Origin of the sequence: Pontibacillus litoralis JSM 072002 (genome assembly GCF_000775615.1) — a bacterium.
Taxonomy (GTDB): Bacteria; Bacillota; Bacilli; order Bacillales; family BH030062; genus Pontibacillus; species Pontibacillus litoralis.
Map to the genome: position 1 here is coordinate 21,722 of NZ_AVPG01000025.1, position 25,662 is coordinate 47,383.

27 protein-coding genes and 2 pseudogenes are annotated in these 25,662 nt (G+C 33.6%); 15 read left to right on the forward strand and 14 right to left on the reverse strand.

Features of this window, described 5'->3' with window-relative positions:
- Positions 1 to 48: 48 nt before the first annotated feature.
- The 3 genes from N784_RS13390 to N784_RS13400 form a co-directional block, all read right to left on the reverse strand.
- Positions 49 to 1,131 (reverse strand): hypothetical protein, encoded by a 1,083-nt coding sequence (locus N784_RS13390; RefSeq protein WP_036835693.1) that lies wholly within the window; start codon positions 1,129 to 1,131, stop codon positions 49 to 51.
- Positions 1,132 to 1,631: 500 nt separating this feature from the next.
- Positions 1,632 to 1,892 carry a hypothetical protein gene (locus tag N784_RS13395; RefSeq protein ID WP_036835694.1) on the reverse strand — a complete coding sequence of 87 codons (261 nt, stop codon included), beginning with the start codon at positions 1,890 to 1,892 and terminating at the stop codon, positions 1,632 to 1,634.
- 38 nt (positions 1,893 to 1,930) lie between these two features.
- Complete coding sequence (locus N784_RS13400) at positions 1,931 to 2,170, reverse strand: helix-turn-helix domain-containing protein (protein WP_036835695.1); 240 nt, start codon at positions 2,168 to 2,170, stop codon at positions 1,931 to 1,933.
- Between the two features lie 111 nt (positions 2,171 to 2,281).
- Between N784_RS13400 and N784_RS13405 the strand changes: the two genes are divergently transcribed.
- The gene (locus tag N784_RS13405) at positions 2,282 to 2,503 is read left to right on the forward strand and encodes a helix-turn-helix domain-containing protein (protein WP_036835696.1); all 222 of its coding nucleotides are present in this window, start codon (positions 2,282 to 2,284) and stop codon (positions 2,501 to 2,503) included.
- 203 nt (positions 2,504 to 2,706) lie between these two features.
- Positions 2,707 to 3,027 carry a helix-turn-helix domain-containing protein gene (locus N784_RS13410; protein ID WP_052127321.1) on the forward strand — a complete coding sequence of 107 codons (321 nt, stop codon included), beginning with the start codon at positions 2,707 to 2,709 and terminating at the stop codon, positions 3,025 to 3,027.
- 461 nt (positions 3,028 to 3,488) lie between these two features.
- Here N784_RS13410 and N784_RS16045 read toward each other — a convergent pair whose 3' ends face one another.
- Positions 3,489 to 4,676 (reverse strand): hypothetical protein, encoded by a 1,188-nt coding sequence (locus tag N784_RS16045; RefSeq protein ID WP_052127322.1) that lies wholly within the window; start codon positions 4,674 to 4,676, stop codon positions 3,489 to 3,491.
- Positions 4,677 to 5,743: 1,067 nt separating this feature from the next.
- On the opposite strand from N784_RS16045, the gene N784_RS13420 reads away from it, so the two are divergent.
- From N784_RS13420 to N784_RS13440, 6 genes are all read left to right on the forward strand, one after another.
- Positions 5,744 to 6,094 (forward strand): hypothetical protein, encoded by a 351-nt coding sequence (locus tag N784_RS13420; RefSeq protein ID WP_036835697.1) that lies wholly within the window; start codon positions 5,744 to 5,746, stop codon positions 6,092 to 6,094.
- A 35-nt stretch (positions 6,095 to 6,129) separates the two neighbouring features.
- The gene (locus N784_RS16050; RefSeq protein WP_052127323.1) at positions 6,130 to 6,546 is read left to right on the forward strand and encodes a hypothetical protein; all 417 of its coding nucleotides are present in this window, start codon (positions 6,130 to 6,132) and stop codon (positions 6,544 to 6,546) included.
- A gap of 146 nt (positions 6,547 to 6,692) precedes the next feature.
- Positions 6,693 to 7,841, forward strand: a complete 1,149-nt coding sequence (locus tag N784_RS13430; protein WP_036835698.1) for a ParM/StbA family protein — start codon at positions 6,693 to 6,695, stop codon at positions 7,839 to 7,841.
- Positions 7,842 to 7,882: 41 nt separating this feature from the next.
- Positions 7,883 to 8,242, forward strand: a complete 360-nt coding sequence (locus N784_RS16055; RefSeq protein WP_052127324.1) for a hypothetical protein — start codon at positions 7,883 to 7,885, stop codon at positions 8,240 to 8,242.
- Between the two features lie 24 nt (positions 8,243 to 8,266).
- A complete protein-coding gene (locus N784_RS16855) occupies positions 8,267 to 8,422 on the forward strand; it encodes an antitoxin VbhA family protein (RefSeq protein WP_198134431.1) in 156 nt (51 codons plus the stop codon).
- On the forward strand, positions 8,415 to 9,059 hold the full coding sequence (locus N784_RS13440; protein WP_036835699.1) for a Fic/DOC family protein: 645 nt from the start codon (positions 8,415 to 8,417) through the stop codon (positions 9,057 to 9,059). Before N784_RS16855 ends, N784_RS13440 begins: the two co-directional genes overlap by 8 nt.
- A 24-nt stretch (positions 9,060 to 9,083) precedes the next feature.
- Here N784_RS13440 and N784_RS13445 read toward each other — a convergent pair whose 3' ends face one another.
- Together N784_RS13445 and N784_RS13450 are read right to left on the reverse strand one after the other, a co-directional pair.
- On the reverse strand, positions 9,084 to 9,326 hold the full coding sequence (locus N784_RS13445) for a hypothetical protein (protein ID WP_036835701.1): 243 nt from the start codon (positions 9,324 to 9,326) through the stop codon (positions 9,084 to 9,086).
- Entirely contained in the window at positions 9,310 to 9,549 is a 240-nt protein-coding gene (locus tag N784_RS13450; protein ID WP_036835702.1) for a hypothetical protein, read from the reverse strand. Before N784_RS13450 ends, N784_RS13445 begins: the two co-directional genes overlap by 17 nt.
- A 283-nt stretch (positions 9,550 to 9,832) precedes the next feature.
- Between N784_RS13450 and mobQ the strand changes: the two genes are divergently transcribed.
- Together mobQ and N784_RS13460 are read left to right on the forward strand one after the other, a co-directional pair.
- Positions 9,833 to 11,893 carry a MobQ family relaxase gene (gene mobQ, locus N784_RS13455; protein ID WP_036835703.1) on the forward strand — a complete coding sequence of 687 codons (2,061 nt, stop codon included), beginning with the start codon at positions 9,833 to 9,835 and terminating at the stop codon, positions 11,891 to 11,893.
- Between the two features lie 231 nt (positions 11,894 to 12,124).
- A complete protein-coding gene (locus tag N784_RS13460) occupies positions 12,125 to 12,898 on the forward strand; it encodes a Fic family protein (protein WP_036835704.1) in 774 nt (257 codons plus the stop codon).
- 90 nt (positions 12,899 to 12,988) lie between these two features.
- Here the strand turns inward: N784_RS13460 and N784_RS16685 are convergent.
- A pseudogene (locus N784_RS16685) lies at positions 12,989 to 13,171 on the reverse strand (ATP-binding protein); the annotation flags it as partial.
- On the opposite strand from N784_RS16685, the pseudogene N784_RS13465 reads away from it, so the two are divergent.
- Positions 13,168 to 14,703 (forward strand): annotated as a pseudogene (locus tag N784_RS13465) (transposase); the annotation flags it as partial. The pseudogenes N784_RS16685 and N784_RS13465 overlap by 4 nt on opposite strands.
- Before the next feature lie 124 nt (positions 14,704 to 14,827).
- On the opposite strand, the gene N784_RS13470 reads toward N784_RS13465, so the two are convergent.
- From N784_RS13470 to N784_RS13495, 6 genes are all read right to left on the reverse strand, one after another.
- Positions 14,828 to 15,790, reverse strand: a complete 963-nt coding sequence (locus tag N784_RS13470) for a nucleotidyltransferase family protein (RefSeq protein WP_036835705.1) — start codon at positions 15,788 to 15,790, stop codon at positions 14,828 to 14,830.
- Positions 15,791 to 15,945: 155 nt separating this feature from the next.
- Positions 15,946 to 17,259 (reverse strand): MFS transporter, encoded by a 1,314-nt coding sequence (locus N784_RS13475; RefSeq protein WP_036835707.1) that lies wholly within the window; start codon positions 17,257 to 17,259, stop codon positions 15,946 to 15,948.
- Positions 17,260 to 17,263: 4 nt separating this feature from the next.
- Positions 17,264 to 17,722 (reverse strand): NUDIX domain-containing protein, encoded by a 459-nt coding sequence (locus tag N784_RS13480; protein ID WP_036835708.1) that lies wholly within the window; start codon positions 17,720 to 17,722, stop codon positions 17,264 to 17,266.
- A complete protein-coding gene (locus N784_RS13485) occupies positions 17,719 to 18,402 on the reverse strand; it encodes a dTMP kinase (RefSeq protein ID WP_052127325.1) in 684 nt (227 codons plus the stop codon). The genes N784_RS13480 and N784_RS13485 overlap by 4 nt, the downstream gene beginning before the upstream one ends.
- 15 nt (positions 18,403 to 18,417) lie before the next feature.
- Positions 18,418 to 19,572, reverse strand: a complete 1,155-nt coding sequence (locus N784_RS13490; RefSeq protein ID WP_052127326.1) for a radical SAM protein — start codon at positions 19,570 to 19,572, stop codon at positions 18,418 to 18,420.
- 29 nt (positions 19,573 to 19,601) lie between these two features.
- Positions 19,602 to 20,657, reverse strand: coding sequence for a hypothetical protein (locus N784_RS13495; protein WP_036835709.1), 1,056 nt, complete (start codon positions 20,655 to 20,657; stop codon positions 19,602 to 19,604).
- 453 nt (positions 20,658 to 21,110) lie between these two features.
- Between N784_RS13495 and N784_RS13500 the strand changes: the two genes are divergently transcribed.
- Both N784_RS13500 and N784_RS13505 read left to right on the forward strand, forming a co-directional pair.
- Entirely contained in the window at positions 21,111 to 21,611 is a 501-nt protein-coding gene (locus N784_RS13500; protein WP_036835710.1) for a hypothetical protein, read from the forward strand.
- A 295-nt stretch (positions 21,612 to 21,906) separates the two neighbouring features.
- Complete coding sequence (locus N784_RS13505) at positions 21,907 to 22,554, forward strand: hypothetical protein (protein WP_036835711.1); 648 nt, start codon at positions 21,907 to 21,909, stop codon at positions 22,552 to 22,554.
- Positions 22,555 to 22,741: 187 nt separating this feature from the next.
- Here N784_RS13505 and N784_RS13510 read toward each other — a convergent pair whose 3' ends face one another.
- Entirely contained in the window at positions 22,742 to 23,299 is a 558-nt protein-coding gene (locus N784_RS13510; protein ID WP_036835712.1) for a recombinase family protein, read from the reverse strand.
- Between the two features lie 740 nt (positions 23,300 to 24,039).
- On the opposite strand from N784_RS13510, the gene tnpA reads away from it, so the two are divergent.
- The gene (tnpA, locus tag N784_RS13515; protein WP_036835714.1) at positions 24,040 to 24,438 is read left to right on the forward strand and encodes an IS200/IS605 family transposase; all 399 of its coding nucleotides are present in this window, start codon (positions 24,040 to 24,042) and stop codon (positions 24,436 to 24,438) included.
- A 10-nt stretch (positions 24,439 to 24,448) separates the two neighbouring features.
- Positions 24,449 to 25,537, forward strand: a complete 1,089-nt coding sequence (gene tnpB, locus N784_RS13520) for an IS200/IS605 family element RNA-guided endonuclease TnpB (protein WP_036835715.1) — start codon at positions 24,449 to 24,451, stop codon at positions 25,535 to 25,537.
- The last annotated feature ends 125 nt before the right edge of the window (positions 25,538 to 25,662 follow it).

Consider the following 25,662-nt stretch of genomic DNA (forward strand, 5'->3'; position numbering starts at 1 on the left):
TTAAATAATCAATCTCAGTAGACTTCAAAAGTCAAAATATGTGATGAATTAAAATTCATCCCAAGGGATGCTTCCGTCATCCTCAATTATCCAAGACTCATAAGTGTTACCGTCATTATCTATATAACCTCCATCAACCTTTTTAGCCCCATCTAACTTAGTACCTTCTCGACTACCTGAGCTCTTATTAGAAGAACTCTCATTCAATGACTGATTAGATGATCTACCACTTGAATTACTAGAAGATTTATCAGACGTTGCTCCTCCGTTCGATTGGTTAGAAGATACGTCAGATGAATCATTTGTATTTGCAGATGATGATGTAACTGTCGAATCTGACTTAGAAGATGTATCGTAACTATTTTTGTTTGGCTGTTTAGAAGGATTAGATGATTTTACATTTTGTTGTTGTGTTACTTCTTCTTTTTTTGCAGCTGCAGCAAGACGTTCCTGTTCCTCCTTTTTACGTTCAGCTTCTTTTTCCATAGCAACCAAATTTTCGTTTAGTACTGCTAATCTCTGATTTAATTCTTCTTTTTCTTTTTTATTCTTTACTTTTCCTACTAGCTTTTTAGCACTATCATAGCTTTTTCGGTCTATTGAATCTTCTGCTATAGCTACTGCATTTGATGCAGAACCAAGTTCTTTTAATTGATTTTCAGCTTTTGACAACTTTTTTGATAAGTGATTAAAAATCGGATCATTTACCGTTTGAATCATTTCTAATTTTTGAGATGTTTCCTCTAATTGTTGAGGTGTAACCCCATTTGCTAACACTCCATTTATTAAAGTGCTCTCTACTTCATTTTGAATTTCTGCTAAATCTTTAACCGTGTCAATCTCTTCTGTTAATTCAGCTTTATTTCTTTCACCCTCAACTTCTTTTACGGCTGCTTCAGCTGTTTTAATTTTCTTATTGATGTTTTTAGCTAGTCTTGTCTTAGTTGGATTATAAAGAGCTTCAACTGTTTCCTCTGCCTTTTCTAACTTTTCGGCTCTTAATTGTTCCAAGTGGGCTTCTCTTTCTAATTCTTGCTGATGTTGATTATAAGCGTAAACTCCTGTACCAGTTCCAACAAGCAAACTTGCAGTCACAACACCAAATATAATCTTCTTTTTCACACTTTTCATCAAATACCCCCTTCTTCTTAATATCGTTATATCTCAGGGAAATATAAATGCTTACAAGTATTACAGTACGTTATCATGTTTACAATTCATTATAGATTGGAAGAATAGGGACTTACCTATTCTTCCAATAGAAAATCACCTTAAGTGGTGATTAATTAGCAATTTTATTAAGTTGCATATACGTCTATAGATTACTATAAACTCCATTTATTTCAGTTGGTTTTTGGCTTATCTCCAACAACCTTACAATTATTCTAATTGATGTTTAATCGAGAATAGGATTTCCTGTTCTACAATGTTGGTTTCTGGCTTGTACCAACAACCTTATCGCTAACTATGATCACAAGTGGATTTTAAGCTTGACCCCCACTAACTTCGTTTGACTGTATAGTTGACTCGAATAGTGATCGTTTCATCGAGAACCACACTATATTCACTTTTCAAAGATCTATGTGCTCAAAATGAATTGCACACATCATAACGTATGAAATAATAATTGTTTAACTTGCATTTTGGACTTGTAAATAAAGTTCGCTCTTTCTATTTTTTCTTTTAGCAACAATTTTTCCTTCAATATTCATAACTGTACGAATATCGTAATATATTTCCTCTATTTTCTTGTATTCACTCGTTTCAATATTTTGTACCATTAAACCTGGTCTTAATATAAATATATCTTTATTGAAAGTGCGTATTGTTACTCTGTTAAAGTAAGAGAGGAAATCAAACCTACACATTTTAGGTAGTCGCACTTTTTTCAAACTTGTCACCCCCTTCATTTACATGAATTACAGTAACCTTACTTATGATACAATTGACTTAAAAAACATTTAAGGAAATCAGGCACATCTTCCATTGATTTAGCCAAATAAACACGGTGTGGAACCCCAAATAAATCTTCCAACGCATCCATAGCATCTTTTTTTGGAAAGCTATCTCCATGCTCAATTCGTTGATACTGCCGTACCGATATTTTTAATTTTCGAGCTATTTCTGCTTGGGTTAGATGTTTTTGATTTCTAAGAACTTTTAATAACAATTCACCACCTCTACCAAAAACATGACTTAATACGTCATCCTTGCTAATTAAAATAATATACGACTTATCACATCATGTCAATGTGATATTTTACATAAAGGATGGATTAACTTGAAAACTTTAGGTGCAAGATTAAAGGAATTGAGAAAAGAACAAAATCTCTATCAAACAGATCTAGCAAAATTATTAAACGTTACAGTTCGTCAAATTCAACGTTATGAAAAAAATGATAACGAAATTCCCTTATCATCAGCAATGTTTTTAGCTGATTATTTTGATGTATCTCTTGATTATTTAACTGGCCGAAGTGATGTTCGCTCCACACAAAAATAGAATGTGAAATATTACTTATGCATATAGATACTATTTTGAAAAATACTAGAAAATATGTAGTGACAGCTATAAATTTACCACATGATTGAATTTAATTCAACTATCCTTAGTTACAAATGACTATCTAAAGGACGAATTCATAGGTCTTTGTTCACATCAATCTTCCCTTTCGCTAAACTCGGAATGAAAGGGGGTGTGAAAAAATGGAATGTGAGATTAATTATAGAGAATTGTTTAGTAAACGTTTGTCTTTATTACTTAAATATAATGGTTTAACTAGTGCTGGATTAGCTAAAAATATTAATGTATCTAAGTCGCTAGTAACCAAATATACGTCTGGAAAATCTAGTCCAAGTTTTGAAAATCTTATAAAGATAGCTAATCATTTTAATGTTTCTATGGATTATTTAAGTGGGAGGAGTTCTTTAGAAGATACTAAGGGAACAGGAAGAACAAATGATAATAAGATCCCAGAAGAGAGGTTCTTAATTTCTATTGATAATGCGAATATTAATTTGAAATAGACATTTTTGTATAAAATACAAATAGTAGTTAAAACCACAATAATTTATAAAACAAACAAGTATAAATAAAAAATCAAGGAATATAAGGAAATCATATATTTCTGCTGCATCCCATATATATCAAGGGATGCAGCTATTTATATTTCATATAGAAATACACTAATCACAAATCCACATAACTATAAATACGTATTCCTCAATCCACATAACTATAAATACAATACTCGATATTTCACATAACTATAAATACATATTATTAAAAATAGATGTTTATAAATACAGTTTATTTTATATGAAAAAGACGTAACAGGACCTTTAGATTTGAAAATCAATGGTGAGTAAATGGTTGTTTAAAAGCAAGAAAAGGAGGGCTTTTAAAAGAGGTAATGACAAATAGCCCTTTCAATTTACTTTTTTGAAAAGGCTGGAATGAATTTATGTTGTTTAATCGAACTACTGGATCAATTGTGTTTGAGTAAGAAAGGGGGATTTACTCCATATGTTTTATTATATGCATGTGTTATATCAATTTCGTCAGTATATGTAATGAATTCCTTTCGGAAGTCATTAAAAGCATTTGTAAAGCATTTATTGACATATGCCCCAATCGATTTAATCTCTTTTAATTTCCCTAACTTATGTAATTCTTCTAATTTATCAGCTACTTGCGTTAAAGTATAACGGAGCATTTTCTCCCCTTTAGATACTACCTGCAGATACTTTGATGTTTTTACGATACGACTAATAGAGCGTTCTATGTCTTTTATTTCTCTCCATTTCAACGGTAGCTTAGCGTTTTTAATTCTTGCATCCATTTCTTTTTTGGATTTAGCAAATGCTTTTCGTTCTTCTACTAGATCATTTGCTTTGAAGCAAGCTCCAGTTAATTTGAACCTAAATTTATCTACGCATACTTGTACAAATGTTCTTTTTCGCTTAGTACGATCTTTTGAGGGATGCTTTACTTTTTCTTCGATGGGATCAAAAGAGAACACAACACTAATAATTGAAAGGAACTTTCTTACACGTTTAGCTGTTGTATTAAGTGTTTCTTTAAGGTATGCCATAGTTCTTGTTCCTTGAACTTCTTCAATATTTTCAACATTTCTACGGTTAGTACCTAGCTGTACAGTAAAGTATTGACTCAATTCCAATAGTAAGATCGGTCCTTTGTGGTAACGGTGTTTAATCAATGGTCCAAATATTTTTTCTTGGAATAAAGCTATTGGTATGCGGAAATAGCTAGACTGTTCTTCCGTCACACGATTGTTAATTTGATTATATTTTGCGTAATCAACAATCTCATAATGCATGCCTGTTGATGTATACACTTCGTTAATATAATTACGTTCTAACAAACTATCAAAAGCTTTTTTGACAGTTTCATAAGTTAAATCATGTTCACTTGAGATATTGGAAATACACAATTGCTTACGTGAACTAATAGATGGATCATTCGTTAGTGAGCGAATTTGACCCATTTCATCAGTGTATAGGTGAAGTATCATGAAAACAGAAATTTCAGAGGTTGTGATGGGGGTGTCAGTTACCATAGAATCCAAACGGATCTTATCTAAATGTTTTTTAAAAAAACGAACTCCATCAACTGTATAATTTTGAGGTTCTTTTTTGTTTAATAGTACAGACATTTTTTATGCTCCTTTTTAACAATAAAAAGACGATGACTCCCTATCGTATGAAGGAAAACATCGCCTTTATTTGTGTAAAAAAAGTAGCACAAATTAGGTTTCTAAACAGGATTTCTCTTTGACTTTCTTCTTATATTATTATAAGATGTATATATAAGAAAAAAGCTAAGAAGACTACCCGTCAGTGTTTTCCCTACCGGTTTTAGGGGGAACCGTCTAAGAGTGTTTGGCGCACTACTTAGATGGCTGGTGGTCTTTTTTTATTGTCGTTCAATTTGTTGAGATAAGTATAACAGTAAATAAAAGTATCTGCAAATGAATTTTCAACCCCAATATTGATTGACTTATTATATTTCTATTTTATATCAAAAAAACATAGAACGCCACCAATAAACACCTCCCTCTTTTTGGTTTGATTGTTTTTATATTTAAAATATATCTAAAATACACCCATTTCTACCACCAACCTTTGCGTTTTGTTTAATTTATATCTTTTTTATATAAAGTAGAATCAAAAAGACAATAAAACTCCTGCCATAGCGTATTTATATACCCCTTATATATATCAATAAGATATAAAGCATCTTTTAGTTTAAGGGTTACCGTCAAATGTGAACACACCCAACAACGCTGTAAACCAGTCATATCAACGGTTTCAGCTTGTTTTTAGAAAATGTTACTCTCTTCTACATCAAAGGGCTTTTCTCCAAGCAAGGGTCAGGTAGTATTTTTGAGATGGACCACTCAAAAATCTCCACCTTTTACCCCTTGCTCTCCGAAATTTGGTGGGTGGATTGACTTTGCCAAGCTGACAAACCCAAAACGAGGAATTAGGTAGTCAGCTTGTCCATCTATTGTACCCACCAAACCGCCAGTGCTATCGACTTATAATAACTGCTCTTAGCTATATGTAAGTGACGGTACGTGGGGTTTAGCCCCCACACGACTAGCCAACTTCCACCCCAAAACAAGGGGGAGGGAAAAGGAAAAAACTTTTAAAAGTTACTTAAAACCATTGACATTTAAGTAACTTTATTGTATAATAAAAGTAACTTAAAGAGATGGGAATGGTTGTTATGTTCAAATATATCAAGGGTTTATTCAACAAAAAGGAAATCGCTAGAATCAAGGAATTGGAGAAGGAAGTAGCAGATCTAAAAGTTATTGATGTCGAAAAGGCAAATACAATCAATACATTAGAAAAAAAGTTAGAGAAGCTTAGTGAGGAAGCCTTTGAAAATCATATGACACTGCTATACATGGATAAAGAAGAACTAGAAGCTAATAGCCATAAGTGTTCTTGTGGAGGGTACTTCATCCCAATGTACGAGGAACATCCTAATTGGATTGAAATTTGTACTTCATGTGATAACAGAATTGAAAATACGGATATGTCACCAATACTAGAGCCTGCATAAGTCAGGTTCTAGTCAAATAAGGGAGGTAATGAAAAATGAAATGTATGAATTGTGGTAGCACAAATGATGTTATTGATTTTGTAGCACGAAAAGAGAAGTTATTCTTATGTGTGAATTGTCGTGGAAAGTTAGCGAACGGTCAATTGGGAAAGATAGGTCGCCCATCTTTAGGAGTGACAAAGAAAGTATCACTCACCCTTTCTGAAGAAGGTTGGAAAAGATTGGATGAACTAGCCAAAGGCAATCGATCCCAGTACCTAAGACATTTAGTATTGGAAGCACAATCAGAGGATTGGAGCAACGATGCTTGTTTAGGATATGCAATGCTTGGTATGGAAAATATGGGATATTCAGAGAGGCAAATTCAAGAATTGCTAAGAGCGATAAAAAGTGAATTTGATTGGAAAAGCGTAGAGGAAGCAAAGTGCGCTTATAAGGATTCGTCATATTAATCCAAATAAAAGCCATACAGGGACGCCGGGAATATTTCTTTTATATATTTATTTTATACCTTTTTTATATCTTTTTGTTTGCTTTATTGAGTGTGTGGTTTATAATGGTTATAGAAGTTAAAAATACTATTTATGAGGTGAACGGGATGAATTTATGTGTTGGAATTGATATTGGGAATGCAAAAACAGAATTAGCTTTTGAATCTAATGGGCAAATACAAATGGTAAGACAACCATCTGTTATATCTTATTTACCTAAAACACCAGAAGCCAATGATCTACCTTTAGAACAAGTGATGGAAAATCTTTTTGATAATCTAGTAGTTAATATCTCTTCCCCTTCTATAAGAAGAAACGGAGACTACATAGTAGGTAAGAAAGCTATGCAGCATGATGGGATTAAAACAAACATGACCCTTAGTCTAGGTGGAAAATCTACTCATGACGTTCCGATTATTACATCGTTATCGTTAGTAGCTGCAACAGCCATTAAAGATCATTATGAAAACAAAGAAGAGCTTCCAGAGAGCTTATCTATTGATTTGAAAATGGCTACTGCAATTCCGTCATCGGAATTCAGTAAACAAAACGCTAAAACACTAGAAGATCGTTTTAAAACTAAACATAATATCACACTTTATGTTGGAGATTACCAAGTTCTTGTTTCTATTAAAGTAAATGAATGTAAAGTTACTGAAGAAGGAAGAACAGCAATGCTTGCATTTTTCAACAGTGATGATAAAATCCTCGAGGGTTTTAATAAAATATATGGAGAAAATAAAGCCCCGTCAGACTTTATGAAAGCAAGAACATTACATGCTGATATTGGTGATGGGACTAGTGAGTTTGTAGTAATTGAAGGTGCAAACCCTGTTCAAGGATTAAGTAAAGGAAAACGATTAGGAGTTGGACATGCTTCTGATGTTGCCATTTCTTTATTAAGAGACCATTTAAATATCTCAGATAAGTTTACTCGGCAACAGCTGCAAGATTGGCTTGAAAAAGACAATGAAAGAGGCCAACTGGCAAGGGACGTAATGAAAGAAGCAACATTTGTTCAATCTCAATCGATTTTAGAAGAAATTCAACTGTCCTTTCAGGAATTGGCGTCGTCAGATGTAGATTACATTTTAGTTCATGGTGGTGGAAGTATTACCTTTAAAGAGGACATTCATGAAGATTTAATGGATTTTGCGGAAAGCAACCATTTTAAGGTCGTTTGGATACCAGAAAAGTATGCTACTACAATGAACTCAAGAGGTACGTATTACCTAGCTAAAATGATGTTTTCTTAGAGGCTAAAAGGCCTCTAAGATATTAAAATTGAGGTGTAAATATGAAAAAACTAAGAGAGAAGTTTCTTATGAATATTTCTTCGAAATCTGAAGTAAAAAAAGAAAAGTTTACTAGATGGATTGACGCGCAGTCTAATGCGCAAAACAGCATATTTTCGTTGATCGAACATAGCATTGATCGTTATGGTTATGAGGACATAACAGATCATGAAATTGCGAAAAAATTGCACACAGAAATGTTGTATTATAATAACAATTTAATAAAACAAAATGAAGAAAAAATACAAACTACAAAACTAAATGAAACTCAATCGAAAACTGAAAATAAAAGTATAGGCTCAGAACATAAACGAGATGAACCTATAACAAATGATATAAAGGCTGATTTAAGCTCATTTTAGAGAACGAAGTTAGGGAGGATACAAATGAAAAATAAGGCTATGGAATACACAAAATCTACTTTGGCAATAGAAGGTTTGTATCTTACTAAGGAAGAAGAAGAATTAATTTTATCGAAAGTTAATGGGGAGCTTTCAAAAAAGGAATTTATTGAAAAAGCAAAGGAATTATCAAATGGATAAACAATCAAAGTATTGTTATCCTGGCACAAATGTTTTAATAAATAAATTTAATGAACAAAATCATGAAAAATTAATGAAACTTGAGAGGATTATTACAGCTGAAAGACTTTATGAACTATACAGAAGTCCTATACCTGGATCATTTGGGATGAAGCACCTTCAAAAAATTCATAAATATATTTTCAAAGATGTATATCCTTTCTCTGGAGAATTAAGAGAAGAACAAATTTTTAAAGGAAGCACCCCTTTTGCGCATCCAATGTTTCTTTCAAACTATGCCAGTGATGTATTTCGGCAACTAAAAACAGATAAATATTTAAAAGGAATGGAATATGATGATTTTGTGAAAAAGATGTCATATTATTTTACAGAAGTAAATATGCTACATCCTTTCCGAGAAGGTAATGGAAGAACACAAAGAGAGTTTTTCAGGGTTTTAGCTTTGAAAAATGGATATGAACTTGATTGGTCTAATGTAGAGCCAAAAACTATGATGAAATTATCTATTCAATCTGTTGCAGATTCAAATGCTTTTAATAATTTATTTGATAATGCAATTGTTAATAAGCAACCAGATCAAACATTGATTAATGAATATAGGTCATTAAAAACAAAAGTAAATGAATTAGAACTTTAAAATAGGAATCTTATTATAAGATTCCTATTTTTTATATTTAGTTAATTTGTTTGATTTAACGAAATTAGAAAACTGAGAAAAAATTTCTTCTACTTCATGAAGGTCATTTTGATGTAGATCAAAATACTTTTCAGATAGCGCTCCAATTTGAATTAATCTTCTTGTTCTTTTCTTTCTATTTATTTTACTAAGAGACAATTCTTGTATCTTTCTTTCACGTTCTAACTTTTTAATCTTTTTATCAAGTTTACTAATTTGATTCGTCAATCTTATCACCAGATGGCGTATTAGTGTTGTTATTTTGGTTTTCTATAAGTGTATCAATAAATTCATAGATAGTATCTAAAGATTCGTTTTGTAGATTAAATTTATCAAGAAACCTCTTTCCTGTATTACGCTCCAACTTAGCTATCTCTCTTTTTTGTTTTTCCTTTAACTTTTTAATTTGCTCTTCAATTGATAGAATTTTAGACTGAGTATTTTCGGCCATAGTATTTATCTCCTTTTTCCTTTTATACAAGTCTATCAAACTCTTTTAAACGTATCAATAAAAACAAACAACCTGAGAGTATCAACATTGAGGATAACCAATAAGTGTGGTAGAATATATCCATAACAAAGTGAATGGCGCACTTATACACTCTATCGAGTGTGTGCTAAAACCAATGAGAACTCCGTTCTCCTGTGGTTTCCGTCAGGCGTGTTTGTAAAAATTCGCTTCACTCATGTTTGGTTGAGTGCTTATACATTATTTTAGATTGGAGGTATGTAACATGGCTATTTATCATTTTAGTGGTCAAATTATGAGTAGAATATCAAAGGATACAGGTAAACCTAAAAGCCCTTTAGCATGCGCTGCATACCGATCTGGTGATAAATTAGTTGATGAAATAGACAACCAATCTTTTTATTATAAGCGTGATATAAAACCAGTAACCCATATCTTGACTCCTTCCAACGCACCTGAATGGACTTCTGATCGTCAAAGATTATGGAATGAAGTAAATAAAATTGAAAAAAATTATAATGCCCAATTTGCAAGAGAGTTTAATGTTGCCTTGCCGATAGAACTAACAAATGAACAACAAGAGAAATTAACTCTTGAATTTTGCAAAGAAGCTTTTGTTGACCGTGGGATGGTTGCTGATATTGCAATACATAGAGATGATGAAAATAATCCACACTTCCATGTAATGCTTACTGTAAGACCTTTTAATCCTGATGGTTCATGGGGAGTAAAAGCTAGAAGAGAATATAAATTTGATGAATACGGAGAACATGTATTAGATAAGAGAGGTAAAAAATCTTTCTACAAGGTAGATACTACTGATTGGAATAAGAAAGAAACTTTTAATGAGTGGAGAAAGATGTGGGCTGAAAAAGTTAATGTATGCTTAAAGGAAAATGGTATTAATGAATCCGTATCTCACCTTTCTAATGAAGATCGTGGAATTGAATATCTTCCAACAATACATGAAGGGTATGTAGCTCGGAAGATGGAGAAGAAAGGAATCGAGTCTGAAAGAGTATCATTAAACAAAAAAATTAAGGCATATAATAAAAATATTTCGGATTTAAGTAAATTCAAAGAGAGAAAGAAACGAATTGAGAAGGAACAAAAATTTGTTAGAAGGTTTTCTCCGAAAGAGAAGCAACAATTATCTTATATAGCAAAAGAAATGAAATTCTTTATTAACTATAAAACTGTAACTGAAAGAAAAGAACAATTGAAGAGTTGGAAGAGGTCAATTCAATTCACTACTAATAATGATTATAAGGTAAAGCAATTATCTAGGATTGATAAAGAAGAAGAATTATTAAAGGCTGCTGATGAAATTTTATCTAATGAGAGTGAAAGATTCATAAATAAGTATTATCCAAATTGGGATATTGAAAGTTTGACTTTTGATGAAAAATTATTAATAGTTGAAGAAACTATAAGCGCTAAACGTGTTCTTACTGAAGAAGAACTTGATCAAATGGAAGAAAAGTCAATTCAATTAAAATTTGAATATGAAATAGAACAAATTTATGCTAACCCATATGCTTTTGCAATGACATTAGATCATAGAATATCTTCAATTATGATTGAAAAGGAAAGGATTGAAAAAATTCTAAAAGTGTCGGCTGATTCTTCACAAGTTAAGCTTAAAAAAGCAGCAATGGAACACCCTATGGAGTTTAAGAAACTGAGAAAACTAATTAAGGATATGGATCATATCTTTGAGGCTAAAGATTTAATAAATGAGCTATATGATTTACAGATAAATAATTTATATCCTAATATAAACATTAACAAATTATCGATTCAGGAGAAAGATTTTCTATTGAGTGGGGCTGAATATTATGAACAGCCAATTACAAAAGAAACGATTAAACATTTGAAACGATATACGGTTGATGAACAAATAGGTATTCTGGATATACTTTCTCAAAAACATTTAGATGTAAATCAAAACAATATTTTGCTGAAGAAATATAACCTTAATATTGATAATCCTCATCACTTGATTTTTTTCAAGGATGAATGTTTAAGAAGTGTTAGTGAGTATCCGATTCCTGAAAACTATATCAAGCTAATAAAAGAAATTGATCCAGTAACAGAAGCCATTAATAAAGCTGATTATGAAAGTATTATAAATATAGATGAGAATATAAATAAAGAGTTGAATGAGTGTAAAAATTCATCTTTAAATTTATTAGGTGTTACGCATGGAATGTTATATGGATTATTGCAGGATAGAAGTTATTCTTCTAAAAAGCAATTTGAAGAAGATTTAAAAACTAAATCTAAGAAAAAGAAAAAGTACCGAAGTAACGGACCTTCACTATGAATGTAGAATGGGGTGTTTTATCTGAAATAGGCGAGCCCCCCCATCTTCAAGGAATGTGAAGGGCGAAGCCAATGAGTAAGTGGTGGCTTCTTGGCTAAAATAGTTAAAGGAGGGACTTCGAAACGTCTGAGAGAAGAGTTTTCACATCTCATGTAGCCAAGAGTATATTAGAGTCATCAATACGCTTGTATCTGAAATGGTTGAATAATTATTTGAGGGTAGGTGTTACGCATGGAAAAACATATTGATTTAAATAAATTAACAGAGCTAAAGAAAAAAGTTGATAAAAAAAGACCGTTATCCAAAAGATTAGTCAAGAGCTTACAAGAAGATTATTTAATTAAAAACACGTATCACTCCAATGCTATTGAGGGTAGTACACTAACTGTACATGAAACAAAAGCTATTCTAGAAGATGGCGTAACTATTTCCGGAAAGTCTATGCGTGAACATTTAGAAGCTATAAATCATAAGGAAGCTATTCTATTAAGCGAAGATATTGTGAAGAAAAAAGAGCCTTTTACAGAGCGAACAATCAAAGAACTTCATGCAATCATTTTGCATGGAATAGACAATAAAAATGCGGGGGTATACCGAAAAGATGATGTTATCATTAGTGGCGCAAGTCACACACCTCCCAACTTTATAAACGTTCCAGAAAAAATGAGTCACCTAGTGGAATGGTATCACAACGAAGAGAATATGCATCCAGTAAAAAAAGCAGCAATATTGCACAGCCTGTTTGTGAATATACATCCATTTATTGATGGGAATGGTCGGACAGCTCGATTGTTAATGAATCTAGAATTGTTTAAGTCTGGCTACTTGCCAGTCATTATCGAGAAAGAGCATAAATCAGAATATTATCGCACGTTAGATGAAGCTGGAGTAACAGGAGATTATTCTTCATTTACTAATTTTATAGCTAATTATGAAAAACAAGAATTAATCAAATATAATCGATTGTTACAACGGGAGCAGAAATTAGAAGAGCCAGAACTCTAGATATAATAATAAATCACTTCATGGCCACGCTGTCAAGGCCGTTTAAATTTCTACAAAATCGTCAGGCTAAAATTATACAAAGCTGCCACCTTATTCGGCAGCTTTGTTTTTCATTCGAAAGCTTGGCCCATCCACGGAAAAGACCCTGGAATGGTGAAGTAACCGATCCAATATTGCTGTTGCAATAATACCGTCTCCTAAAACTTCTCCCCACTGGCTAAATGTCTTGTTCGACGTTAAAATGATCGAGCTATTTTCATACCTTCGACTGGCAACAGAAAAACAAATTATTGGCCGATGCTGGTCTAACAACCTTCCATCAGCCTATTCACAAACATTTAGCTGAAATAGAACAAAAACTTGAAGTGCGTCTAATGTCAGTAAACCAACGTATTGTATCCGGTGAAAACGAACATGTACATAAAAAACGAGGACCTCATGGCCGATGGACACTTTCCAATACTCGGGAGGCAGAGTCTGTCAATCATGCCTTTTTTGACGCATTAAAACCAATTGATATCGGCAGTGTTTTGCATTATGTGAATCAACACTGTTCCTTTATGGAATCATTCGATCACATTCTAGGCCGATATGCTAAGCAATCAAGACAAGATCATATTCTGGATGCCTGTTTGATTGCCTGGGGAACCAATATGGGATTAGGTCGCATGGGGGAATTTTCTGATATCACTTACTCTTTGCTTTCGGCTACGTCCGATAATTTTATCCGATTAGAGACATTCAAGGAAGCCAATGATCGAATTAGTAATGCGGTAACGGAGATGCCGATTTTCCATCATTACGATATGGATAATACCATCCATTCAAGTAGTGATGGGCAAAAATTTGAAACGCGGATCAATACCATGAATTCGCGCCATTCCCCCAAATATTTTGGCCTAAATAAAGGAATTGTTTCTTACACGATGGTCGCTAACCATATTCCCGTCAATGCCCGGATTATTGGGGCGAATGAACATAAAAGTCATTACGTGTTTGATATTCTATATAACAACACAACCGATATTCAGCCCGAAGTGCACTCCACTGACACTCACGGAACCAATGAAGTGAATTTCTCCATCCTTCACTTTTTTGGGTATCAGTTTGCTCCTCGTTACAAGGATATCTATGGCACTGTTAGCAGATCGTTATATGGATTCCAACATCCAAGCCAATACGGAAATGTGTTAATCAAACCTGTTCGAAAAATCAACACAGATCTGATTGCTGAAGAATGGGATAATATTCAGCGTATTATCTTGTCTCTGGCCATGAAAACTACAACACAAAGTATTATCATTGGAAAGTTAAGTGCTTATGCCCGTAAAAATAAAACAAAACGTGCTCTATGGGAGTATGATAACATCATCAAGAGTCTGTATTTGCTTGACTATATTGATTCGCCGCCTCTGCGTCAGAATGTGCAGCGAACCCTGAATCGTGGTGAAAGTTACCATAAGTTACGCCGTGCAGTATCGTATGCTAATTTTGGCAAGCTTCGCTTCAAAAATGAACAAGAGCAACAAATCTGGGGAGAATGCAGCCGTTTACTTGCTAATTGCATCATTTATTATAATGCCAGTATTTTATCAAATATGTTAAGTTACATGGAAAACTATGGACAGGATTCAGATGTCCTGAAGCAAGTCTCCCCTGTAGCTTGGCAACACATTAATCTGTATGGGCATTACGAATTTAATAAATCCCAAGATCCGATTAACATGGATGCTATGATTCGGGAATTGGCCCAACTAAAGATTACTCTGAATGGGGTATCCGAAAAATTCCTTTTTAAGGGATAGTACAGTGAAGCCGATTCATGATTGTTTCCTAATTCTGGATGTAGGGCATAAAAGAGTATATACTATACCCTTTTATGTGCGGTATGTTTACTACCAATCTACTACCCATTTAAATAAATCTAAATTAACTTGGGACAGAATGGTTTTTATAGTTTTCAAAGTTATGCATGAATGTTTGTACAATCTTATTCAATTCTGAGTCATCAATTGTACCGTTTGCCAGGTGGAACATGGTATTGACAGCAGTTTCATTATAAAATCCTGTTAAATCTAACCTGTTTTTTATCTCTTCATGGTTTAACTTTGTTTGCCTAATTTTGTTGATGATGACAATTAGCGACTGTAAATTCAAGGAGTGTCCTTCAATCTGTTCATAAAAAGACTTATTTAACAAATACCAAATCTCATCAATCTCATCCATGGTAGGAAAAAACCCATTTTTTAATATCCATGCCGGTTTTAAATCAAATGTTAATTCATTGTGAATATCCAAGCAAACATCTGTAAAGTAGTGTGTACCTTCTTTGAAAACTCTTTGTAACGTCAATGTATCAGGGTTTACTTTTGTGTGTAAATTTTCCAAGTTAATATTTTTGGTTAACGGAAATAGCTCGTAATCCTCCTTCTCCAGACTACTTATTTCATCTTTGTTTGCTGTTACCCAATTACCATGGAGATCATAGGCCCCGTAGGTGAATCCGTATTCCATCATAAGATCCCTTACTTGATACGGATTTTCAACCAAAATATCTATGTCAAACTGCTTTCTACTTTTTAGATTAGAAGGGTTGTTAAATAGTTCAGCAATCCCCTTTATCCAAGTTCTTTTCACTTGATGTCTTTCTAGTAGAAAATCAATGTTTATGGCTTCCTTTAATAAGTTAACATTTCTTATATAGTTAAAGGAACTTAATTCCCTTAAAATATCCAGAAGAGTCTGATCTACTTCAAGTGTATCGGAATCTAAGAAATCAAATATTAACCCGTTTATCTTAGCTTTATTCAAAAAGAACAAATCATCCATATCTAATTTTAATTTTTGATTATTGTAACCCAACAACTTAAGAATTAATTCCTCTCTAATCATTACGTAACACCCTTCCTACGCACATAGAAGGATCTCAAACTGAGACCCTTCTAGCTCTTTAGAATTTTTTACTTTTGCTTTTTGCCCTTTTTCCATTTTACTGGTGCAGATTTAACAACTATTGGCATTTTATCACCTCCCTTAAAAGATCTTTATTAATTTGCTTTTATATAATCCGTAATTGGCGTATCTTCTACAGATAAGAGTGTTTTATTTCCCAAATAAATTAAACCTACAACAGCGCTTAAAACGCCCATACAAACAATTGCGTGAGAGATGTTGAACACTCCTCCAATCCAACCCGCAAGAAAACCACTTAATGGCCAAGTAACTTGTGCTAACATTCTTCTAACCGCAAAAACTCTTCCTTGTAAGTGATCCGGTGTAACAGTTTGCCAAATTGTGTGAGAATGGGTTGCTAAAATTGTATCAGCAAAAAATATAAGGAACCCAATCGCAGCAGTCAGATACAAAAATGGGGAAAGACCGTAAAAAATTTGTAACACCCCAACTACAATCATTGGAAAAACCACACCGTATATCTTTTTGCTTCTCATTCCCCCCCACAAGGTAACAACAATACCTCCTACAACTCCCCCCAATGCGTTAATTGAATTCAACGTTGCCAATACTGAATCATATGATAGCTCCCCTTTTGACCAAACATCTGTTAAATGATATTTGACTAGTAAAGGTTGCAAGGTTATTAAGGTCGGGATAATTAAGTTGGATAATGCAATTATACTCAACAACAAGTAAAGTGGCTTATTTATAAATTTTATCCCTTCACGGAAATTCTTTATAAGACTTGTTTTTGCCGTATTTGGCTTAAGGTATGGAAAAGAAATAAAGTGTAATGCAAATGCCCCAATTAAAAACGAAATTGCGTCTACAAGTATGGCAAAAGGGATTCCATCTGAAAATAAGTCAAGATATTTAGTCGCCCCAAGAAGACCAGGAACGGCTATTAAAAAACTAGCTAATATTGGCCCCAAAACTTCGGAGGAATTGAAGCTAGCCTGTGTCATACCATTAGCTCTAGACAAATGTTTTTCAGGAACAATTAAAGAAAAAGAAGAACTAAAAGCCGACATGTGAAAAGCACGACAAGCTGCAATACTGGAATTATATATCACTAACAATAAAATGTTTACTTGCCCTGAGGTTAATAATATCAATAATCCAATTGTTAATAAGCTGCTCACATAATTTGACATCATCATTATGGATCTACGATTATATTTATCTACAACGACACCTGCATAAGGTTGAAGAAGTATGTAAACTAAAGCAAAAGAAATATTTATAGCAGCTAACGAGAAAGCTAAATCGTGTTTCTCACTTGGGTCATTAAAATGTTGTGTCAACCATATTATTAATGAAAAAAGAGTTACCGCACTACCTATTTCAGATATAGACTGTGTTCCCCATAGGAATATAAACTTTTTAAAACTTTTTTCGCCTTTCATATTATCACCTTTGCATATACCGCTTTGCTATTATTTCATCAACCTTTTGAATTTGCCATTTAACTATGGCTGGAGAACACCTTTCAATGGCTTCTTCCAAAGGCACCCAAAGATAATCATCGTGCTCCTTTGATAATATAATTTTTTCATTAATTCCTATGGCTAGATAATAAACATACCAACTTTTGTCTCCAATGTGTGTTAGTTTTGCGTTTAAATTTAAACCGGTCTCTTCATATAACTCTCTCTTCATACAAGCCTCTATGCTCTCTCCAGGAATTCTTGCACCCCCAGGCGGCCCCCATTCCCAACTTTCATTTCTTTTTTTCCAAGATCTTCTTAAGATTAAATAAAGAATGCGTTCTTCAACTATCTTAAATACAATTACCGCCATGCCATAGGGAGGGACTGTACTTACCTCAAGTCCATCCCATGTTTTTGTTATATTAGGGCCTATGTTCATGTTACACTCCCTTGTAGATTCTCCATGGATAAGATCTTACAAGCCTTATTTGTTATTTCTTCTTCTGTATTATGATCGATAAAAAATTTTTTCCACTTTTGCTCGTTACAGAAGTCATTCAAAACACCCCTCACCATGCTTTGATATGTGATAAAGTTGGTAGTTGTCTTACCATTTAAACCATCCATATTCCCTGATTCAGTTATTGAGATGTTATCTCTTCTTTTTACCGCGACATAAGGATCTACATCTAGGAATATTGTAATATCTGGTTTCAACAATGATTGAAAAGATTTTTTGGTTAACTCTTGATCAAAATTATTTTTCAGCGTATACCTAGCAAAGAGTTTATAATACCAGTTGTCCATGATAATGGTATAGCTAGAGTTTAACAATGGCTTAATCTTACATTGTTCTAAAACTGAGAACCATGATAAATTCAGATGTAGCCAATGTAAATCCCCAAGTTCCCCCAAAGGGTCATCTGGTGCGTAGTCCCATAATATTTTTTTTATTGTAGACATATGATTGTCTACATATCCTGTATTAAATGAAACCTCTTTTTTATTCAAAAATATAACTTTATCATTTGTCTTTTTTAGTTGTTCAGCTACATTCTTGGCTATAGTCGTTTTACCCGAGCCATCTAACCCTTCAAAGCAAATAAATTTTCCCGTCATATATACTCCTCCAGTTTAAAGGAAACACTTCAAATATGCTTCAGTATCCAGTGAATTTCTACCAGTGTTTTTTATAAAGGGCTTAAAATTATATTTATCATACACAACACTCATATGATAGCCTATTTCCTTTACCTCATCTAATTTGGGTCTCTGTCTATTGGCAAACTGTGACCCCGGATCATTATGGAAAATATTAATGGCTGGCACAACACCCAATTCTCCCAATCTATGCATCCCTTCTGCCAAAGATTCTACTGGTTCTAACCCACCTACAAATCCACAATAAACATTTCCTCTACCAAGATATTTCACCGCTTCTTTAAGCGCTCCCAAAAAATTTTCTCTGCCATAATCTTTTGATTTTCCGGGACAAATTTCTTCGAAAAGGTTTTTATCATAAATTTCGAGATCCATTGCTATAGTGGCCCCCGTTTTTGACAATCTTTCGAATAAGCTAAGGTCCTTCGGTGGCATAGAAATTAAATGCTTCTCGACATGTGAAGGGATGTCCAGTTCGGAAACCGCCTCCAAAACTTCTATGTGTCTTTTGAAACCCAGGTCATAGTTACTTATTGTTCCACCATTAAGGAGAAAATGATTAACGCGCTCTCCCTCTGATTCTAATGCGATTTTAATTGCTTCTTTTGCTGTAGCGGGTTTTATGAACATTTCGTGATCGGCTTGTGATTTGCGAGTCGGCTGGAGTGAACAAAACTTACATTCCTCTCCTTTGGCCCAAAAATAACAAGTTCCCGGGCTAAAAACCCCCAGTGTTGCGTTTCCATATAGAGTAACTACTCGTGACACGTTTGAACCATCCATCATTTTAAGATCATAAAAATTTGGTCTTTGCGGAAATTCGATAGGGATTAATTCCTCACCATTTGTTACATAGAAATTATCGTTAACGCATTCCAAACTCCATTTTGCATTATTTCTTTGGTTTACTGCAACTACTATCCCCTCCGGTAGTAGTATCTCTTGAGGAACTTTCATCTCTTTGGGAAACATTTTCTCATCACTGTTGCCGTAGGCTCTCCTTTTTTCCAATAGATCATTCTTCTTGGAAAACTCCACCAAGAAATCGTCACTGTAATTAATGCCCTCAACAAGTATTTCTGCTTTTAACTGCCCGTATTTCTTTATACTTGATACTGTTTGTTTCACTAGAAAGACCTCCCGATAATTATTCCTAACTAAATGTGGATTCTCATTTCTGTACTGGGTTCTAGTAATAGTCCGAAATGCCAATCTTCTGAGGTGTAATTTTCCAATATATAAGTTGATTTAATCAACCTACCAGCATAAACAACATAATCCACGTTATGAAGCGAATGGTACGATTTAGGGAATAAACCAACTTTTAATATTTTAGGTGAGGTATTTGATCTTTTACCAACAACCAAATCTTCGGCTATTAGCAAACTCCCTCCAGTATAAATTTTATCAATAATAACTATAGAATCATGTTGGGCTTCCTCACAAATATTTTCGGGGAATATAGTATGAAAGTTTTTCTTTCTATAAAGCTGATAAGGGTCATTTTCTCTATGTACTTCAGTGAAAAATATCCTTTTGTCCATGGTGGAATTCATATATCCTAAAGCAATCGACAAACCCGCCGTCAGTATAAATAATTTGTTTTTTGCAAGCCCCTTAATTTTATTCCACAATAGGTGATTTTGATAAATTGTGCTTTGATTAAATAATTTTATTTGCGGTTTTGCTTCCTGTTTAATATACTCTGAATACTTTGCAATAAATTGTTGGTAAAACTCTTTCACAATGTCATTAGAATTGTTAATGTTCCTAATTTGGTGAATTCCTCTTGCTTCATATAGGCTCAAGTACATTTTAGACTTTATGTCTAAACATTCATAAACCCTTTGCAAAATCGCATTTTTTACCTGCCAAAGTTCCTGTTTAATAGGGCCAGTAATCGCAATTTCTGTTTTCAGACTATCACCAGTTATACGTTTAATATTAGTATTTTTTATGTAATCAGATAGTGTCTTTTCAATCATTATAAAGCAGTTATAAATAGTTTCACCATCGCATAGGTTCAAAGGGTATTCGGGGTTACTTAGATCACATATCATAATTTCAGGATACCTCAAGGTGTACCTAACATCCTGTATAGCGCACCCATTTTGGACAGCTACATCAACAGCATCCAAAGAATTTGTTACAATCCCCCCAACGGTTCTATTAAAGTGGGCGCCACTTTTCAATTCTATCTCCTTTGTGTTCAAATCCATCCCTCCCTCTCTTTAAGGCAAGTTCAATAACAAGTGAAACAAGAAATTTACTTATTTGTAGGGGATTTTAATAAATATTAATATAACATAGATTAATTTACTTATTTGTTGGATTATGTCGAATTGCTGAACTTTTCTGTTTTTATTTGTTGGTTAAGTTTGTGTACTACCTTCGATAATTCTGAAATAGACCTTTTCGAGGGGTTGGGCAAAAACACCCAAAATGTGATGTGTGAAGGGCATCGAACCCCTCACACATCATTACCTCTCTAGCCTAGTTTATTCTTCATCACTCTCTTAAGAGTAAATTATTTTCTCGTTATTCCGTAAAGGGTCTGCGCTTATGGGACGGCATGGACAAACTTTATTGCGACAGTGTTAACAACGTTAACTATATGTGGCACAATTTAGTTAACGTTGTTAACAAAATTGAAAGGGTGTTTTTGAATGAGAAAAGCTACATCTTTGATCGTGGATGAAATACCAAAACTGGAGAAGTTACTACCATATAATGGCAGTGTAATCCTTGCGGATGAAGCGCTGTCAAATCTGAATGATAAGGATCAGACATTTTTAAAAATGTTGTGGTTCTTTGAAAACCCAAAGGGTCAAAATTTCAACTTAGAATCAATCTGTCAGCATTTAGATGAAGAATGGCTGGAACTGGCACTAGATGCCATTGTTACTTTTTTTAAAGAAGATACATTCTTGATAAAAAGACCAACATTTTCTTTAGTGCGAGAAGGTGACACCTATTTAAATCAAGTGCAATTCGCAAATTATTTAAAGGAAAATGGTGTCCCTTATGATCGCTCTAAGTTAAATGTGTACATTAGTCGGGGACTTGTTCCAGCTGCTGATGTAACGATAGCAGGGAAGAAATATTGGGCTGTTTCAACGGTTCAAAAATATTTGGCGAAAGAACAAAAAAGGCTTCAATTAAAGTGAATTTAATAAAACACTTGTTTCATTAAATATTATTTATTCAGTTTTTTGTTTGATTTTTTCAATGGAATGCCGTATTTTTTGCTGTGTTCAATACCTTTTTTTGCTAAAGTTCTGGCTTCATCTTTCGTCATTTTCATACTCATTCCCCTTTCCACATGTTTAATAGTTTAATATCAGTGTGGACAGGATTTTGAGATTTTAAACATAAGTCCTCCCCATGCCCCATATAATTAAAAATAAGCTTAGGACACAAGGACACTGTCCTAGAGAAAAAATGAAGAAAAGAGGGGTATTTATGAATGGGGAAGGGCAGAGTGTAGTTAAAAAAAGAAAAGTTCGATCTGACAAAAAACGAGATGTCAAACCGACAATAGCAGTTGAGTTGAAAGATTGTATCTACAGATTATCTTATATTACAAACACCCCAGTTAAAGATGTTGCTGAAGTTATTTGTGAAAAAGGAATAAAATCAAGAAAAGTCATAGACTATCTGTCTTCATTTTTTAGAAGAGACTACAATTACATGAGTACAGTAAGTACAGTATATATTGGGGATCCTTCCCTGGAATCATTGCAAGGAAAATATCAGTCTGGAAAAAATGAAAGGATAACGATTAGATTTAGTCAAGTTACATATGACGAGATTAAATGTTTAGCAGCTGCACTTGATGTTACTCCATCAAAAGCTACAGCTCTACTTTTGGATGCTAGTGTAAGAAACACGAATTTATTGAATGCTTATGTAAAACTATATTTGAACGAAAATGTTGATAAAAGAAGAATGAAAGAATTGAAACAGGTGTTACAATATGTTAATAAAAATAATCCGTATAATGATGACATATCTTGGTTTACATTGTTATCTTTTCTTTTGGAAGAAGTTAAAGAAAGTACAGCAGATGTGAAAGAAGCAATTCATACTTGGATGGAGAAGTATAAATGAAAAGTTATTTTGTCTTAGCGCAACTAAAGTTGTAAGTTCACTTTCGATATTTTTGACTTATATGAAACTATTTAGTATAATTAGTAATAGCTGTAATATTTTGAGTGAGGTCCCCTTCGAAATTTCTTTCTTTTCAACCCACCTTATTAATCAGTACATAAGGTGGGTTTTTTTGTAATAAATGCAGCTATCTTTTTTGTTTTAAGTATTGATAAAGTTTAGATTTAGATACACCTGTTATTTCGGTTATTTCCTTTAATGTATGTGTCTTTGCGTTGTATAATTTAATAGCTTTTTCTAATTTTTCTTGGCTCATTCGGGGGCGACCACCTTTCCTTCCACGTGCTCTAGCCGCAGCAAGTCCAGCTCTTGTGCGTTCACGTGTTAATTCTACCTCCATTTCAGCAAATGCGCTCATTATATGGAAAAAGAACCTACCTTGTGCAGTGCTTGTGTCTATACCATCTTGTACTGAAGCAAGTTCAATTCCTTTTTCTCTTAATGATGCAGCTAAATTTACTAACTGCTTTGTTGTTCTTCCAAGCCTATCTAGTTTGTAAATAACTAATGTGTCGCCATTGCGTAAATAATCCATACATTTACCGAACTCTGTGCGATCTTCTTTTCTTCCTGTTATTTTTTCTTTAAAGATTTTGTTGCAACCCTCTTTTTTCAAAGCTTCTATTTGCATTTCTAAATTTTGTTCTTCGGTTGAAACTCTTGCGTACCCGATTTTTTCACTCACGATCTTGACTCCTTATATTTTACAAATCATTATTACAACTAAAGCAAAACCAATTTCCGTTTTCATTTTTTTCCACTCCGGAATTGTCACTACATATGAAGCAATGCTGTATAAATTCTTTTTCGTAATCCATGTTTTAACACCCCCAGAAATTATGTACTATAACTATGAAAAATATTTCATGGAGAATTTATAAACCTAACAATTTCCTTTTCTGCACTTAGCAAAAAAACATTTCCATAAACTCATAATATAGATTAGTTTAAGCGCTTTAAATTATATACGAGTTTACGGAAGGAGTAAACCTGAATTAGTTAAGTTTTCAATAGATACTTTAGCTATCCATAAAACGGTCGTTATTTGGAAATAACTCTACTGATAGGGGAAATGGCAAATGCGTAGTTAAAAAAGAAGAAGATAAGATGCGGATGTCGGAACTTACCGACTGACCATGCACATCAAACATAAACCGGAAGTGTTAGTGATTGTTAATGATGTTAGTACAACCTGCACCCCTTACATCAGTTGGAGTTACTACTAAGTAGTGTTTTAAATATATGAACTAATACTTCAAATCTTTAACGCACTACCCGAAAGAATTCTCCTTCCTCAAGCGTGTGCAGGGCGATAGCCCAACGGTAGGTGGGAGATGAATTTCGGTTTGGCGTAGCCAAAAGGCTTTGCTTTTTATTTTGCATCTGATATAATCAGTCTTATAAAGTATAAAGGTTGGTATATCAATGAAATTAGATAGCAATAATCATTCGGTGTTCTTATTGCATTATCATCTTGTATTGGTCGTGAAATACAGAAGAAATGTATTTGATGATGATATGTCAGAATATGCAAAAGACATGTTTGTACGCCTGTCTGAAAAATATAATGTAACATTGATTGAATGGAATCATGATATTGACCATGTTCACATTCTGTTCAAAGCACATCCAAATACAGAAATGACAAAATTCATTAATGCATATAAGAGTGCAAGTTCTCGACTAATCAAGAGAGACTTTCCACAAGTGAAAAAGAAACTTTGGAAAGAAATGTTTTGGTCAAGAAGCTTTTGTTTGGTGACTACTGGCGGTGCAACACTAGATGTAGTCGAAAAGTATATTGAAAATCAAGGTGAAAAGTGAGGTGTAGGTTATGTTGAAAGCATATAAGTATCGGATTTATCCAAATAATGAACAACGATTATTTTTCGCAAAAACATTCGGTTGCGTTCGTTTTGTGTACAACAAAATGCTTGCGGATAGAATTAACTCTTATCGAGTGTCACAAGAAAAACTTGACAAGTCTATCAAATATCCTACACCTGCACAATACAAAGCTGATTTTCCTTTTCTAAAGGAAGTTGATAGTTTAGCTTTAGCCAATGCTCAAATGAATCTAAATAAGGCATACGCTAATTTCTTTCGTGATAAATCCGTTGGATTTCCAAAATTCAAAAGTAAGAAAGATAACCATCGAAGCTATACAACGAATAATCAAAAAGGAACAGTCTATATTGAGAATGGTTGTATCAAACTACCAAAGTTAAAGACGTTAGTACGAATCAAGCAACATAGACAATTCTTTGGGTTGATAAAGTCCGTTACAATTTCTCAAACACCTACTGGAAAATATTTTGTATCAGTATTGGTAGAAGAAAATGAACAATTATTCCCTAAAATTGATACAAAAGTAGGGATTGATGTTGGCTTGAAAGACTTTGCGATATTGTCTAATGGTGCAAAATACGAAAACCCTAAATGGTTGAGAAAAGCTGAAAAAAGATTAGCGTTTCTACAACGTTCTTTGTCACGTAAAAAGAAGGGTTCATCTAATCGGAACAAAGCTAGATTACAAGTCGCAAGACTTCATGAAAAGATTGCTAACCAACGCAATGATTTTCTTCACAAAGTAAGTAGTGAAATCACAAACGAAAACCAAGTAATTGTGATTGAAGACTTGAAAGTGAAAAACATGCAAAAGAACCATAAGTTAGCAAAAGCAATTAGTGAAGTATCTTGGGCTAAATTTAGAGAATATCTTGACTATAAAGCAGTATGGAAAGGTCGTGATTTGATAATTGCACCTAAACACTATGCAAGTAGTCAATTATGTTCATCGTGTGATTACAAAAATAAAGACGTTAAGAATCTCAACCTCCGTGAATGGGATTGCCCTTCTTGCGGCAAACATCACGATAGAGACGTAAACGCAAGTATCAACTTGCTAAAATTAGCCATGTAATTGGTATTTTCTTTAGGGGCAGGGACTGCCCTTATAGCTTAGTAAATATAGATAGCTAATAAAAGTATCTAGTTCCTAAGAAGCCCCCACTTCAAGTAAGCTCGCGAGAGCTACTAAGTGGCGGG